At 38.4% G+C, this 14,989-nt stretch carries 15 protein-coding genes and 1 other annotated feature; all 15 genes read right to left on the bottom strand.

The features are described from left to right. Positions 1 to 128: 128 nt before the first annotated feature. The 15 genes from glyS to ACFYKT_RS03305 all read right to left on the bottom strand — a co-directional run bounded on the left by glyS (position 129) and on the right by ACFYKT_RS03305 (position 14,600). Positions 129 to 2,201 (bottom strand): glycine--tRNA ligase subunit beta, encoded by a 2,073-nt coding sequence (glyS, locus tag ACFYKT_RS03375; RefSeq protein ID WP_389215457.1) that lies wholly within the window; start codon positions 2,199 to 2,201, stop codon positions 129 to 131. Position 2,202: 1 nt separating this feature from the next. After that, positions 2,203 to 3,084, bottom strand: coding sequence for a glycine--tRNA ligase subunit alpha (gene glyQ, locus ACFYKT_RS03370; protein ID WP_389215454.1), 882 nt, complete (start codon positions 3,082 to 3,084; stop codon positions 2,203 to 2,205). Positions 3,085 to 3,154: 70 nt separating this feature from the next. After that, positions 3,155 to 3,341, bottom strand: a binding site (T-box leader). 51 nt (positions 3,342 to 3,392) lie between these two features. Continuing rightward, positions 3,393 to 4,145, bottom strand: a complete 753-nt coding sequence (gene recO / locus ACFYKT_RS03365) for a DNA repair protein RecO (RefSeq protein WP_389216991.1) — start codon at positions 4,143 to 4,145, stop codon at positions 3,393 to 3,395. Between the two features lie 31 nt (positions 4,146 to 4,176). Then, positions 4,177 to 4,317: a YqzL family protein gene (locus ACFYKT_RS03360; RefSeq protein WP_066396054.1), complete on the bottom strand. Its 141-nt coding sequence runs from the start codon at positions 4,315 to 4,317 to the stop codon at positions 4,177 to 4,179. Positions 4,318 to 4,497: 180 nt separating this feature from the next. Further along, positions 4,498 to 5,412, bottom strand: a complete 915-nt coding sequence (gene era / locus ACFYKT_RS03355; RefSeq protein WP_389215450.1) for a GTPase Era — start codon at positions 5,410 to 5,412, stop codon at positions 4,498 to 4,500. Next, positions 5,405 to 5,803 carry a cytidine deaminase gene (locus ACFYKT_RS03350; protein ID WP_389215447.1) on the bottom strand — a complete coding sequence of 133 codons (399 nt, stop codon included), beginning with the start codon at positions 5,801 to 5,803 and terminating at the stop codon, positions 5,405 to 5,407. The genes era and ACFYKT_RS03350 overlap by 8 nt, the downstream gene beginning before the upstream one ends. Before the next feature lie 210 nt (positions 5,804 to 6,013). Next, a complete protein-coding gene (locus ACFYKT_RS03345; RefSeq protein WP_389215444.1) occupies positions 6,014 to 6,397 on the bottom strand; it encodes a diacylglycerol kinase family protein in 384 nt (127 codons plus the stop codon). Next, positions 6,375 to 6,845, bottom strand: a complete 471-nt coding sequence (ybeY, locus tag ACFYKT_RS03340) for an rRNA maturation RNase YbeY (RefSeq protein WP_389215441.1) — start codon at positions 6,843 to 6,845, stop codon at positions 6,375 to 6,377. Before ybeY ends, ACFYKT_RS03345 begins: the two co-directional genes overlap by 23 nt. Next, entirely contained in the window at positions 6,842 to 9,013 is a 2,172-nt protein-coding gene (locus ACFYKT_RS03335; protein ID WP_389216988.1) for an HD family phosphohydrolase, read from the bottom strand. Before ACFYKT_RS03335 ends, ybeY begins: the two co-directional genes overlap by 4 nt. A gap of 191 nt (positions 9,014 to 9,204) precedes the next feature. Beyond that, positions 9,205 to 10,167: a PhoH family protein gene (locus ACFYKT_RS03330; RefSeq protein ID WP_389215438.1), complete on the bottom strand. Its 963-nt coding sequence runs from the start codon at positions 10,165 to 10,167 to the stop codon at positions 9,205 to 9,207. Continuing rightward, positions 10,164 to 11,357 carry a sporulation protein YqfD gene (gene yqfD, locus ACFYKT_RS03325; protein WP_389215436.1) on the bottom strand — a complete coding sequence of 398 codons (1,194 nt, stop codon included), beginning with the start codon at positions 11,355 to 11,357 and terminating at the stop codon, positions 10,164 to 10,166. The genes ACFYKT_RS03330 and yqfD overlap by 4 nt, the downstream gene beginning before the upstream one ends. Positions 11,358 to 11,408: 51 nt before the next feature. Then, positions 11,409 to 11,693, bottom strand: coding sequence for a sporulation protein YqfC (yqfC, locus tag ACFYKT_RS03320; RefSeq protein ID WP_389215433.1), 285 nt, complete (start codon positions 11,691 to 11,693; stop codon positions 11,409 to 11,411). A gap of 68 nt (positions 11,694 to 11,761) precedes the next feature. Next, positions 11,762 to 12,268, bottom strand: a complete 507-nt coding sequence (locus ACFYKT_RS03315; RefSeq protein WP_389215430.1) for a hypothetical protein — start codon at positions 12,266 to 12,268, stop codon at positions 11,762 to 11,764. 38 nt (positions 12,269 to 12,306) lie between these two features. Then, positions 12,307 to 13,308 (bottom strand): flotillin-like protein FloA, encoded by a 1,002-nt coding sequence (floA, locus tag ACFYKT_RS03310; RefSeq protein WP_389215427.1) that lies wholly within the window; start codon positions 13,306 to 13,308, stop codon positions 12,307 to 12,309. Positions 13,309 to 13,328: 20 nt separating this feature from the next. After that, the gene (locus ACFYKT_RS03305; protein ID WP_389216985.1) at positions 13,329 to 14,600 is read right to left on the bottom strand and encodes an NfeD family protein; all 1,272 of its coding nucleotides are present in this window, start codon (positions 14,598 to 14,600) and stop codon (positions 13,329 to 13,331) included. Between the last annotated feature and the right edge of the window lie 389 nt (positions 14,601 to 14,989).

The following is a 14,989-nucleotide window of genomic DNA, read 5'->3' as shown; positions in this document are numbered from 1 at the left end:
ATAGCTTATTTATCCGAAATGAAAAGAATTAGATATGTAATATAATTGACATCATCATAATAACCTATCGGTAAAATCTCTATACAAAGAAGAGTCTGCCAAACACTGGACAGACTCTTCTTTGTATACTATTTAACTATAATCTCATTCACATTTGCAAATTTCTTGATTAAACTTGCTATTTTAACCATTTGGTTTAGCCTATTTTGGCGAAGTTCAGTATTTTCAGCCATTACCATTGTATGATCAAAATATTGATCAATCTCAGGCTTCAAAGAAACGAGCAGTTCAAAAATTTCTTCTTCAGAAGCAGCAATTTCAAATTGCTTGCTTACCAGCGTATATTTATGAAATAAATTCTGTTCAAATTCATTTTCAAAGAGATTGCTATCTATTTCTCCAGCATTTTCAGCCTTAGAGGAAATATTTAGCACACGGCTTAATGCCTCAATGCTTTCTTTAAAGCCTTCCTCTTCCTTCCTGCCTTCTAGTACCTCTGCTTTTTTCACAAGTGTTGGAAGAGAAGCAATGCTGGTACCTAATACAGCCTCAATTAAATCATATCTCACACGTTTTTCTTGAAGAGTATGCTTAATTCTTAATTTGAAGAATACGATCATTTCTTTACTAATTTCCTCAATATCCTTCTTCGCAATTCCAGCTTCTCCGATAAAACGTAATGCAGAATGAATGAGCGATTCAAGTGAAATGTTCCACTCTTTATTCAATAATGTTTGAACAATCCCCGTTGCTTGACGTCTTAAAGCGTATGGGTCTTGAGAGCCGCTTGGGATGATGCCAATAGCAAAACATGAGGCTATCGTATCCATCTTCTCAGCAATAGAGAGTGCTGCCCCTACATTGCTGCTCGGTGTTTGATCTTCTGCATTCCTTGGCATGTAATGTTCATTAATTGCCTTTGCAACAGAAGGGTCCTCCCCTTTTTGCTTCGCATATTTTTCTCCCATGAATCCTTGAAGTTCTGGAAATTCATAGACCATATTCGTCACAAGATCGAATTTACAAATCTCTGCAGCCCGATCAGCATTCTTTTTCTCTTCACTATTGAATTCAAGAATCCCTGCTATTTCATTTGTTAATCTGCGGACACGATCAACTTTTTCAGCAAGTGTACCGATTTCTTCATGATATACAATTGATTTAAGCTTGGAAAGGGAGGAAGCAATTTCTGTCTTTTGGTCCTCTCTATAAAAGAATGCAGCATCTGAAAGCCTTGCTCTTAACACCTTTTCATTTCCTCTTGCTACCTTGTCAATATGCTCATGATCCCCATTACGAACGGTTACGAAATAAGGAAGCAGTAAGCCATCAGCTGATTTTACCGGAAAATAGCGTTGATGTTCTTTCATGGAGGTAATTAAGACCTCTTCTGGAATTTCTAAGAATTCCTGCTCAAAGCGTCCGTAAAGTGCGGTTGGATATTCAACAAGATTTGTTACCTCTTCTAGCAGATCCTCATCAATTGGTATAACCCAATTGTTCTCTTCTTCCAATCGCTTCAGCTGGGAAAGGATTGCGCTTTTTCTTTCCTCATAATCAACAATGACATACTGTCCAAGCAGCGCCCTTTCGTATTCCTTCGCTTCAGATAGCTCAATTTTGCCGCCTAGGAAGCGATGGCCCATTGTCCAGTTTGAAGTTTCAACTGTTGTGATATGGAATGGAATAACCTCATTCCCAAACAGAGCAAGGATCCATTTAATCGGTCTAACATAACGAACTTCCTTATCAGCCCAGCGCATATTTTTCGGGAATGTCATGGACATAATAATATGCTCTAATTCTGGCAGCAGCACCATTGTCTGCTGGCCTTTAATAAATTTCTTTACATGGACATATTCAACACCATTAATTTCTTTAAAGAAAATTTCTTCTACACTTGCACCTTGCCCACGGCAAAATCCGATCGCAGCCTTTGTCCATTCGCCATTTTCATCCATAGCAATCTTTCTTGTTGGACCTTTTGCCTCTTCATGAATATCTTCTTGTGACTCAACAACCCCTTCAACAAGTACAGCAAGACGGCGTGGAGAGGAGAATGCTTGAATATTTTCAAAGCCAATTTTCTTCTCCATTAACCACGCTTGAACTTTATCTGATAATTGATTCATGGAATTCGTCACAAATCTTGCGGGCATTTCTTCCAAACCTATTTCTAAAAGGAGATCTCTCTTCGTCATATTAATTCTCCTCCTTTATTTGCAGAATTGGGAAACCAAGCTTTTCTCGCTCATCATAAAATGTTTTAGCTATTTTTCTAGCAAGATTCCGGCAGCGTCCAATATATCCCGTTCTTTCTGTTACTGAAATTGCCCCTTTAGCATCCAATAAGTTGAATGCATGAGAACATTTCAGCACATAATCATAGGCTGGGTGAACAAGCCCCTCATCCATTTGTCGATGCGCTTCTTTTTCATAAATATTAAAAAGATTAAATAGCATTTCTGTATCTGAAGTTTCAAAAGTATATTTAGAATGTTCATATTCAGGCTGTCCAAAAATATCCCGAACCGTAAAACCATTTGTCCATTCAAGATCAAACACATTTTCTTTATCTTGAATGTAGGAAGCAAGCCGCTCAATTCCATAAGTAATTTCAACTGAAACTGGCTTACATTCAAGTCCGCCAACTTGCTGGAAATAAGTAAACTGAGTGATTTCCATCCCGTCTAACCAAACTTCCCAACCTAAGCCCGCACAGCCCAAAGATGGGTTTTCCCAGTTATCTTCAACAAAGCGAATATCATGTTCAAGTGGGTTAATTCCTAATGCCTTTAAGGAATCGAGATACAATTCCTGAATATTATCCGGTGACGGCTTCATAATCACTTGGAATTGGTGATGCTGATAAAGACGATTTGGATTTTCTCCGTAACGTCCATCAGCCGGACGGCGAGAAGGCTCAACATAAGCCACATTCCATGGCTCAGGACCAATGGCTCTTAAGAAAGTATACGGGCTCATCGTGCCTGCCCCTTTTTCAACATCATACGATTGCATTAAAATACAACCTTGTTCAGACCAATGCTTCTGCAAAGTTAAAATCATGTTTTGAATATTCATATGACACCTTCCTTTTCTATCATTAACCGATGAGAACAACAAAAAAACTCCCATCCCTATGCTAATTAAGCATAGGGACGAGAGTTACCCGCGGTTCCACCCTATTTGCTGCGTTAAAGATCCACAGCCACTTTATTGCCAAATGCGACATTGTTGCTCCAGAGTGCCTTCCTTAGTCTTCTATACCCTAGCTTCCACTATCCTAGGTTCGCTTTTTATAGTTTGAATTAAGTACTAATCTCTTTCAGCGCAACTATTAATTTAATAATTTGAATCATAGCTGAATTAAATACGAAAGTCAATAATCATTAAAGCATCCCATCAAACTTTGCCATTTGATTAAGAAATTTCTTCGTCTTTAAATGTAGCCCTGAGTATTCATCATAGTAAGCAGAAATAATCTTTTTCAATTCTGCCTTTGTTTCTTGCTTTACAGAAATATTGCCGAGTCTGGATAAATCTAAGAAATAAAAAACTCGCAATAGCTTTACTGTTGCCGGCGATATTTTGTAATGATATGGATCCTTTTGCAAACAGCGATGGCATATCAAGCCGCCTTCACGAATTGAAAATGAAAAATGTCCGTCTGTATTTTCACATACGGAGCATTGATTTAATACGGGATAGAGCCCAAGAGTATTAAGCATCTTCATTTCAAAAATATTGACGAGTATTTCAGCATCATACCCCTCATTAATCAAGTTCAAGATTTGATAAACTAATTCAAATAAATAAGGATTGGGCTTTCTATCATCAGTGCTTTTATCCGTTAGATCAATAATGTAGCTCGCATATGCAGTAAGAAAAATATCTTCTTTAATTGAACGCATAGACGCAATTAATTCTCCCTGCTGCAAGCTGCCTAAGCCATTGCTCTTTTGAACTAAGAAATAGCCATATGTAAAAAGCTGGGTGACAGCTGCAAGCCTGCTATTAGGCTTTTTGGCTCCGCGCGCCATCACACCAACCTTTCCCCATTCACGAGTATAAAGTGTCACTATTTTATTTGTTTCACCATAATTTGAAGTTCTAATAACGATGCCCTCACATTTTTCAAGCATCATAGCACCATCCCTATACGATTAGACAAACCTATGAGATGGGAAAGTCAATCTCTTGCTCTGCGTCCTGATTTCCGGGTATATCTTGAGTTTCCTTTTCTAGCTCCTTAAAGAGAAGATATGTGTCAATATTACCTGTTTGCGAAAAAACCTTCCAGGTAAAATCCATCATCGAAAACCCCACCTTTCCTTATTCAACGCATTTCTTTTATCCCAAATCCTTACCACTTATCATAGCCTGTCTTTTGGATTTCATAAGAGAAAAATATTGTAAATCAAAATCATACATAATTTGTAATTGTCCATAATAATCTAGTTAGGGCTGATAAAATAATCAAGTTGCCAATTTCTCTTAGTATTCATCTTCTCTAAAGCCAAAGTCACGAAGCTGAGTCATTTTGTTGCGCCAGTCCTTCTGTACTTTAACCCAAAGTTCAAGAAATACTTTTGAGCCGAGTAAATTTTCAATATCCAAGCGTGCACGCTGCCCAATTTCCTTAAGCATTTTCCCTTGCTTCCCAATGACGATCCCTTTTTGCGAATCACGTTCAACAATAATGGTAGCCATAACATTCACAACATCCTTGTCTTCACGGCGTTCCATTTTGTCAATTAGTACTGCAAGAGAATGAGGAATTTCTTCCCTTGTCAGATGAAGCGCTTTTTCCCTGATTAATTCAGAGACAATAAATCTCTCAGGATGATCGGTTACTTGATCGGCAGGATAATATTGAGGTCCCTCAGGTATATACTTTTTGATCTGCTCTAAGAGCGTTTCAACATTATTGCCTTCAAGGGCAGAGATCGGAATAATTTCACTGAATTCGTACTTATCCTTGTAGGATTCAATTAAAGTCATTAATTGGTCCGGATGGATTTTATCTATTTTATTAATTACTAGAAAAACAGGCGTACGGACAGACTGAAACTTTTCCAAAATAAACTCTTCGCCACGGCCAAAGCCTTCTTCTGCATTGACCATAAACAATACGACATCTACTTCTTTAAGTGTGTTCTGAGCCACCTTCATCATAAAGTCACCAAGCTTATGTTTGGGTTTATGAATACCAGGTGTATCGATGAAAATATATTGAGCATCATTTGTTGTTAAAACACCTTGGACCTTATTCCTTGTTGTTTGCGGTTTGTCACTCATAATCGCAATCTTCTGCCCGATCACCCGATTTAAAAAGGTGGATTTTCCAACATTAGGTCTGCCAATTATTGATATAAATCCTGATTTATGTTCTTGTGCGGTATTATTCATGTAAATCCTCCGGTGAAAAAGCGCCAGGCAGTAATTCTTCTACTGTAATCTGCTGGATGTCCCCTTTTAAGTTTGTTAAGATTACTTGCATGTCTTTAGGACATAATTCCGAGATGACCTGACGGCAAGCACCGCATGGAGAACATGGACGGTCTGTATCTGCTACAACAGCCATTGCTGTATATTTCTTATCGCCTTCTGAATACGCTTTAAAAATTGCTGTTCTTTCAGCACAGTTACACATGCTGTATGCTGCATTTTCAATATTGCAGCCATGATAAACCTTGCCATCTTCCGTTAAGAGCGCCGCACCAACTTTAAACTTGGAATACGGAACATATGCTTTATCTCTTGCTACCTTTGCTTCTTCGATTAGTTTTTCAACATTCACTATTATTGCTTCCTTTCTATAAGAAGGGGTTACCTCTTTTATTTTACCTCATTTTGACATCAAATACATCGATTGTAGCAAAAACGTAATATAAAAATTGAATTTTCTAAAAACAATCAACTGTTATTATTTGTTGCTTAGTCATTCTATCGAATTTAGGGCAGGTTTTCAAATGTATGAAAAAAACTGCCCAAATACGGACAGTTCTGCTTAGTGAAAAAGGGTAATAATCTTTGGCAAAAAAATAATTAGACCAATAATAACAGACATCATCGCATAAAGAAGAACCGCTCCAGCTGCAATATCCTTTGCATCCTTTGCTAGTGGGTGATAGTCTGCTGTAACAAGATCTACAACCCGCTCAATAGCCGAATTAAGCATCTCAAGCGATAGCATTCCCCCTATTGCCAGGACAATAAACAGCCATTCAACCATCGATAAGGACAGCCACGTTCCCATACAGATAACAATGATTGACATGCCAATATGGATCTTCATATTTCTTTCGCCTTTAATGGTTGTTCGAATACCAGAGAACGCGAAGCCAAACGACCTTAGCAACGCATGCTTCTTAGCGCCCGAGCCCGAACTCATCTAATATATCCTTCTGACGAGAAAACATTACCTTCTCATCCTCTGTTGTCTCATGGTCATAGCCAAGGAGATGAAGAAAGCCGTGGACAGCTAAGAATCCTAATTCACGCATGATCGAGTGCCCGTATTCCTCAGCCTGCTCCTTTGCCCTTGAAACAGAGATAATAATATCTCCCAATACCCGGGGCATATCAATACCGATTAGTTCTATTTCTCCCTCACCCATTTCTTCCATGGCAAAAGAAATCACATCTGTTACTGAATCTTTATGTCGATACTCTTTGTTAATCTCCCTAATCTTTTCATTGCTTACAAAAGTAAGGGATACTTCACTTTCTGTTTCAATCTTTTCGTATTGGGCAGCAAAAGTAAGCAGTTCACTGATATATGCCGCATCTTTCTCTGAAAGCTCACTTGTTTCATCGATTAAGTCAATATTTAAACTCATGCTTGTTTCACCTTCTGTTTCGTCATTTCTGGATACTCAATTCGTGAATGGAAAATCCCATTTAATGTTTCACAAAGCGTATGGGCAACCGTTTCTAGTTCCTTTAAAGTTAAATCACATTCATTCAATTGTCCATCTTGAAGACGGTCGGCAATAATATTTCTGACCAATCCTTCAATCTGTTCTGGTGTCGGGTGGGACATTGAACGGACAGCTGCCTCGACACTATCAGCAATACCAATAACTGCCGACTCTTTTGTTTGAGCTTTTGGACCCGGATAACGGTAATCTTCCTCCCGAACTTCAAGTCCATTTTGATTTGCTTTATGATAAAAGAATTTAAGGAGAGTTGTCCCATGATGCTGTTCAGCGATATCAACAATTTCCTTTGGCATTTTATGCTTTCTTAACATTTCAGCCCCATCTGTTGCATGGGCAATAATAATATTTTTGCTTGTTTGAGGCGGAATCCGATCATGCGGGTTCTCAATATTCATTTGGTTTTCAATGAAAAACTGCGGCCGTTTCGTCTTTCCAATATCATGATAATAACAGCCAACCCTGGCAAGGAGACCATTTGCCCCAATCGCTTCGCATGCAGATTCAGATAAATTAGCGACCATGACACTATGATGATAGGTCCCAGGAGCCTCTGTTAGTATCTTTCGAAGCAATGGGTGATTTGGGCTTGATAGCTCAATCAATCTCATCGTCGAAAGGATCCCGAATCCAGCTTCAAAAAACGGCAGCAAACCAATGGTCAATACAGCTGATGTGATGCCTGAAATAAGGCCAATAATCACATAAAATCCATACTCAATCCCATCATACTGCCCATTTCTTAAAAACATCAACGAAAAAATAACAATGATATTGACACCTGCTACTAACATACCTGCCTGTAGAATTTTGGCACGCTGATTTTGCTTAGTTAAAAATAAAACTCCAGCAATTCCACTGCATATAATATAAATTCCTGCAGAAACATGGAAAGTACCCGTACTGCCTTCATTAAAGATAATCGTTCCGCAAATACCCATAATAATTGTAAACAAGACAGCCATTCGCTCGTCGATAAGAATCTTTATTAACATGGCACCCATCGCTGCTGGGAAGATATAGCTAATCTCAGAATACTTAAATTCATGGAAAAAGCTAATTCCCTTCATCAGTAAAATCGATAAAGCAAAAATGATACCAAACAATAATAAATAACTCTGTTTCGTATCTGCGTGGACTTTTAATTCATAAAAATAATAATAAAGGGCAGCAAGAATGATGAGTGTAATTAATGCTAGACCAAAAAATGGCTGATTTGAATTTATACTGTCCAGCATACCAACAAGTTCTAATTGTCTATATACATCACTGCTAATTAAATGCTGCTCTTCTACAATTATCTGACCTTGTAGAATCTTTACCGGCTCAACACCTTCTATCGCTTGTTGACGATGTTCTTCGGTTGCGTTAGGATCATAAAATTCATTTTGGTATACAGCATACCTGCCAAGCTCGATTGCAGCAGCTTTTAGATTCGTATTCAAGCTCGTATATTTCAATTCTTCTTCAAGCCGCTTTTTGGCATTTTCAACTTCATCAGCAGGTATTCGATTACTCATAACATTATTAATAGCTGTTACTGTTACGTCTTTCGCTAGTGACCTTTCATTTTTGGAAGCTTGTACTAAGGCAAGCAAAGCTTGGTCTGATATTTCCTTCGTTACATCCTCTGTCAGCTTCTCTTTCATTCGGGATAGCTTATCAGCAGGGGTAGGCTCTGTATCTATATCGGACTCAAATTCGTTCTCATCTGACAGCTGAGAACGTTTTTGCTTCTCTTCCAATTCTTCCTTAATTTCATCATTGACTTCAGTAGCAGCCCCAAAAATGGAAGTAATTAAGTCGACCCGATTTTGTGCAATTTCTCTTTTTACAACATAGACATCCTTCACTAGGTCTGCTGCTTCTTTTTTCTTCTTTTCTGTACTTGCCTTATCTTCAATTGTGATAGGAGATCGAATGGTTTGTTCCGCTACAGAAAATAAGCTTAAGTCAAGTTTTTCTGGTTTAACATTGCTGAACATGGCAAAGAACATGACAAAGCCAAGCAAAACGAATAATAATACTTTAAAAAAGGTCATCCCTAATAAATTCTTTATTTTCGTCATATAATGATGAAGCTTTTCCACTTTTCGCCCTCCTATCTTTGCTAATATTTATCCTTTCGAAGATAGAAAATGTAATTATGTAAAATGATAACAGTTTTTCAATGAAGATGCATCCTTAATTAGGAAGACATACAGTTATATTATATTTATATTAACAGCAAAAGAAAACCGTACGGAATTTCCGACGGTTTTTAGCTTTCTTGCTGTCCATATGCTTGAATAATTTTTGCAACGAGAGGATGGCGAACAACATCACTTTCTTCTAGGTGTACAAATGATATTCCTCTTACGCCCTTTAATATCTCTTCACCAACAATTAGGCCAGACTTTGCACCTTTTGGGAGGTCGATCTGTGTCTTATCCCCGGTAATAACCATTTTCGAGCCGAACCCGAGACGGGTTAGAAACATTTTCATTTGGGCATGGGTCGTATTCTGCGCCTCATCTAATATGACAAAAGCATCATCAAGCGTTCTGCCTCTCATATAGGCTAATGGGGCAATTTCAATGGTTCCTCTTTCAATCATTCTTTCTGTATGCTCAATACCCAAAATATCGTGCAGAGCATCATATAGAGGTCTTAAATAAGGATCCACCTTCTCTTTTAAGTCACCTGGTAAGAAACCAAGACTTTCTCCCGCTTCAACAGCAGGTCGTGTAAGAATAATTCTTTTCACACGGCCATCCTTTAATGCGTGAACAGCCATGACAACAGCAAGATATGTTTTCCCTGTTCCTGCAGGACCAATCCCGAAGACAAGATCATTCTTTCTTATTGCTTGAATGTATTGGCTTTGACCGATTGTTTTAACCCTGATGACTTTTCCTTTTGCATTTCTTGTGATTTCTTCATTATATAATTCACTGAAATAATCTAGCGTACCCTTCTTCACTAACTGGAGGGCATAAATAACATCCCTTTGCCCTATGTTAATCCCTTTTCTTATGACCAATAATAATTCAGCCAGTACTTTGCCAGCATGCTCTACCTGTTCCATATCTCCTGAAATATAAACAGATTCGCCTCTCGTTACAATTGACACATTTAAATCCTGTTCGATCAATTTAATATTTACATCCGAATTTCCTAGCAATGTAATGGCTTCATTCGGATTTTCCAGTTGTACATTCATGGTTTTCAGCTCTTCTGTCATTCCGTCTCTCCTTGAATAAAAGGTTTGGCTTCTGCAATATTCTCAATAATTTGGAAATGTATTGATATCTCTACTTTACCATCGTGGGCGGACTTGTGTAAAATCTTTTCCCCTTTTATTTTAGCATCCTCAGTTAAGTGTTTTTTTATTTTATCTCGAGCGGTTATTTTGGCCGCTTCAAAAGCTTCTTCATTAGAGTATATTCTAGTCACCTGTTCTCGTTCTCTAATCGTCGTATTTGTATAGGAGAAAGGCAGCTCCCATTTTAGGAAGTGGAAATTCCGCTGATTCGATTCTGTTTCATATTCTTTATACTCAATCTTGCCAAATCCCCAGATTGGAATTTGCCATTTGCCTATCCCTATATAATGCTTCTTCATTTCATTTCCATTAAAGACCTGGAAAGTACTCTTAAGCGACTGTGTTACATCCGTTTTATACCAAGTCTCCCCATAGATTTCCCCTTTAGCTGGTACAATCTCAGTCTGTCCTTCTTTACCGATAATTCCTGAAACAAGCAGCTGACCCGGCTTGACATGGTCATGAATGCTAACAATCGGCTGTCCTTCTTCAACAAACATGTCCACAATGATTGCCTTCTTTTTCGCAACTAAATGTCTGGGACTTAAATATTCAGGCTTCTCAGGCTCATTCTTTTCTACAACTTGAAGATGGTAGGTTGTCCCTTTTAATTCCACACCAACCCATGTAATTTCCTCAATATTATCCGATAACTGCCGCTGAATGGATTCCACATTTTCGAGGAAAAGCTGGACTTTCCCTTTTCTTACTCCCATTGCATCTAGTTCTTTACGAATTTTGTATTCGGTTTCAGGATCTGCGCCCTTTATTTCAATTCCCCAAACCATATTTGATAAAAGAAAAATGACGATAAGAAAGGCAAATGCACCAAAAATAAAACCGCTATTTTTTATTAGCCGTTTAAAAAGGAAGGGCAGGCCTGTCCGTCTTAGGAAGGTGATTTTGCATTCACTATCTCTCACAATATGCCTTATTTTCTTCACATCTTTAAGCTTCATTTTAAATGTGACTGCTCCACTGCCATGCCTTTTCACATGCCATATTAAGATGCCGCTGCGGGTTAGGATATTAAAAAAACGTTCAATTCCCATCCCCTTTGCTTCAACTGTTATGACTCCTCCAAAAAACTCAGTCCAAAGATTATTCATTTCCATCCCCCTAGGGTGGCAGGCACCACCCAAATTTATATACTTGCCTTTCTATTCATTTATATAAGTGACCTGATCCACTCTTCCTTCAAGCAATATTTCTTCAGGTAATATCGTTTTTATGACAAATGCATCCCCTCTAATAAGCAGCTGCCCTTGCTTTAGAAGGAGCCTTAATTCTTTATCCGAAAAGGCAATTAGTCCCCGATGATTTTCAATATAAATATGGATTTGACCGATCATAGTAATACGGGGTAAATCCATCATGACATCTTGAGGAAGCTCCATATTTTTTGTCATCCATTTTCTGATGAATTGCCCCCAGTTTTTTGCCATAAAAAAGAACCCCCCTTCATCTCATATGTATGAAATGATGGAGGGTTCTAGCACTTATTTTCTTTGATTTAATTTACCCGTTTATCCCTGTTTATTGACCTATGAGGGTTCAATGCTCTTGGAGGTCCTAAAATTTCTGACCAAATGATCCCATCAACAAGTTTCTGTTTCTCAATTGATATGGCCGTTTTTCTTTCCTTTTCTAAGGGAGGAGCTATATTATTTTTCGATTGATCTGCAGTTGTTTGCATGAAGGATCTAGTTCTGTTTTCTGTTACACTTTGCTGATCCTTTCGGGCTTTTAATTCTGCCTCAACCTGTTTTTTTCTATCTAAATATTCCCTTTCGATGTTATCCATCACTTTCCTAGGCATTCTAGACGGTTTCTCACTTTTCCTTGCTTCCTGTACAGGAGCAGACATAGGATAACCTTTCGATTGCTTAGTTTGAACTGGCTGCCGCTTTGGCAGGTGATTATTCTTTTCTTGATTTTTTCCTTTTCCCTTATTGAACAGTGCAGTTATAATAGCAACTAATACAAAAGGGATGAAGGGATTATCAAATAAAAAGTCCAAGATCGAAACACTCCCTTCTTCCAAAGTAGGAGTAGTGATTAGTCATTTTTCCGCCCATCTTTGTTATCGGTATTTATATTACCAATAGAATCTCTCATATCTGTATCAGCGGCAATATTTTTGTAATTCATATAATCCATTACACCAATATTCCCTGAACGTAGTGCTTCTGCCATAGCTAGCGGAACTTGAGATTCTGCTTCTACTACTTTTGCTCTCATTTCCTCTACTCTTGCTTTCATTTCCTGCTCTTGGGCTACAGCCATTGCACGGCGTTCTTCTGCTTTTGCCTGTGCAATTTTCTTATCAGCCTCTGCCTGTTCCGTCTGTAATTCAGCCCCAATATTTTTACCGATATCAACATCCGCAATATCAATGGAGAGAATTTCAAAAGCAGTTCCAGCATCCAAGCCCTTTGATAGAACTGTTTGGGAAATCATATCCGGGTTTTCAAGCACTTTTTTATGATTTTCTGAAGAACCAATCGTTGATACAATCCCTTCACCAACACGGGCAACAATCGTTTCTTCACCGGCACCCCCGACAAGTCGGTCAATATTCGCTCGAACGGTAATTCTTGCTTTCGCCTTCACTTCAATCCCATCCATCGCCACACCGGCAATAAATGGTGTTTCAATAACATTTGGATTGACACTCATTTGTACAGCTTCCAATACATCACGACCTGCTAAATCAATAGCTGCACTTCGCTCAAATTGCAATTCAATATTCGCTCGATGTGCAGCAATTAAAGCGTTAACTACACGGTCTACATTCCCACCAGCTAGATAATGGCTTTCCAATTGGTTTGTTGTTACATCTAAGCCAGCTTTATGAGCCTTAATCAACGGATTGATTACTCGACTTGGAATAACTCGGCGAAGACGCATCCCAATTAATGTGAAAATACTTACTCTTACACCTGCTGCTAACGCAGAAATCCAGAGCATAACTGGAACAAATGTAAATAATATCGCCAAAGCGATAATCGCTAATACTACAATGACCAATGTTAAAATTGTAATTCCATCAAATGGCATATTATTTCCTCCTAAATAATTTATTTATCTAAATTCGGTATTTCTCTAACTACAATGCGAGAACCTTCGGCTTTAACCACCCGAACTCTCGCATCTTTTAATATAAATGCTCCTTCACTGACAGCATCAATTCGCTCATCCTCAATAACAATAGTTCCAGATGGTCTTAATGCTGTCAATGCATAGCCTTCCAAGCCGATCAGTTCGAGTCGGTTCTTATTTGAAACATAGCCTTGTTCAGTTTTGGTTGAATCGGTTAATATCATCTTTTTAAATATCTTCATTTTTTTACCAAACACCTTTATCATTAGAATAGATGCTAAGATTGAAATACCTATCGCAATGACTATCGAAATCCCCATATGAATGATATTGTCAGAAGCTAAAAATAGACTTCCAACTATGGCAGCAAATCCAAGGATTCCTGCAATTCCCCCAGGGAGGAAAAACTCTGCAATAATCAGTCCGATCCCAATAACAAAAAGAATAATCGTTTCATAACCAGCTAGCCCTGCAACTAAATGCCCATAAAAGAACATGACTAATGCAGATAAGCCCATGAAACCAGGTATCCCAAAACCAGGAGAATATAATTCCAATACGAGTCCTAAACTACCAATGGATAGTAGGATCGGGATGATAACTGGGTGAGTAATAAACCGGGCTATTTTTTCAGCAAAGCTTTCATCAATCATTCGAACTTCTGCATCTGAATATCCTAGTTTGCTTAATAAGTCCTCTAGATTATTTACTGTGCCATTGGAATAGCCAACTTCATAGGCAGCCTCTGTTCCAAGGGTTAATAGCTTCCCTTTTGGTGCATTATATTTAGGCAAGTCAACAGATTCATCAGCCATTGCTAGCGCGTAGATCGGATCTCTTTTCGCCTGCCTAGCCGCTTCCTCCATTGCTGCAAACCAATAGGATTCTGCCTTCTTTCCAGCCGTATTTCCCTGCTGATTAATAATAGCGGCAGATCCCATCGTGGAGCCTGGTACCATATAGATTTCATCTGCGTTTAATGAAATATAGGCTCCAGCCGAAAGAGCCTGTTTATTAATAAACGCAATTGTTTTCACATTTGTGGAGCTTAATAATTTGCCTATTTTTCCTGCTGCATCAACAACTCCACCCGGAGTATCCACTTCAAATATAATGGCAGAAGCATTCTCCTCTTCAGCGGTTTGCACTGCTCTGTTTAAAAAGGCGAACATTCCTTTTTCAACTGTTTCTTTAATTGGAGCCACATAAACAATTTCATTACCAGCATTACCTTTAAAAGGAATAAGCATGAGTATGACTGCGAAAAAAAATGAAAAAATGGTTATACTTCGCCGTACGCGCAATTCTTCTCCCTCCCTTCGAAATCATTCTTCTACTGTATACGTTTTCATATATGAAAAGGTTTCATTAATATAGGCTATTTTCGCAAATAGTATTGCTGTTAACATGAGTTGGTAGAGGTTGATTTCCGCTCCAATCAACCCACTTTTTTAACGGTAGTAAATGTAGTAAAAAACAGCAAACCATTAGAAAACAGTCGTTAAAAAAGTTAATTGAGTAGGAGGGGGTGATTAACCTCCGACCTCTCACACCACCGTACATACGGTTCCGTATACGGCGGTTCAATTAAGATAATTGACGCAAGATTTTATAACGGTCTTGTAGACTTTTAAGCCCT

Origin of the sequence: Cytobacillus mangrovibacter, from assembly GCF_042865275.1 — a bacterium.
In the GTDB taxonomy this organism is placed as follows: domain Bacteria; phylum Bacillota; class Bacilli; order Bacillales; family Cytobacillaceae; genus Cytobacillus; species Cytobacillus mangrovibacter.
This window is presented reverse-complemented; position numbering and strand designations above follow the sequence as displayed.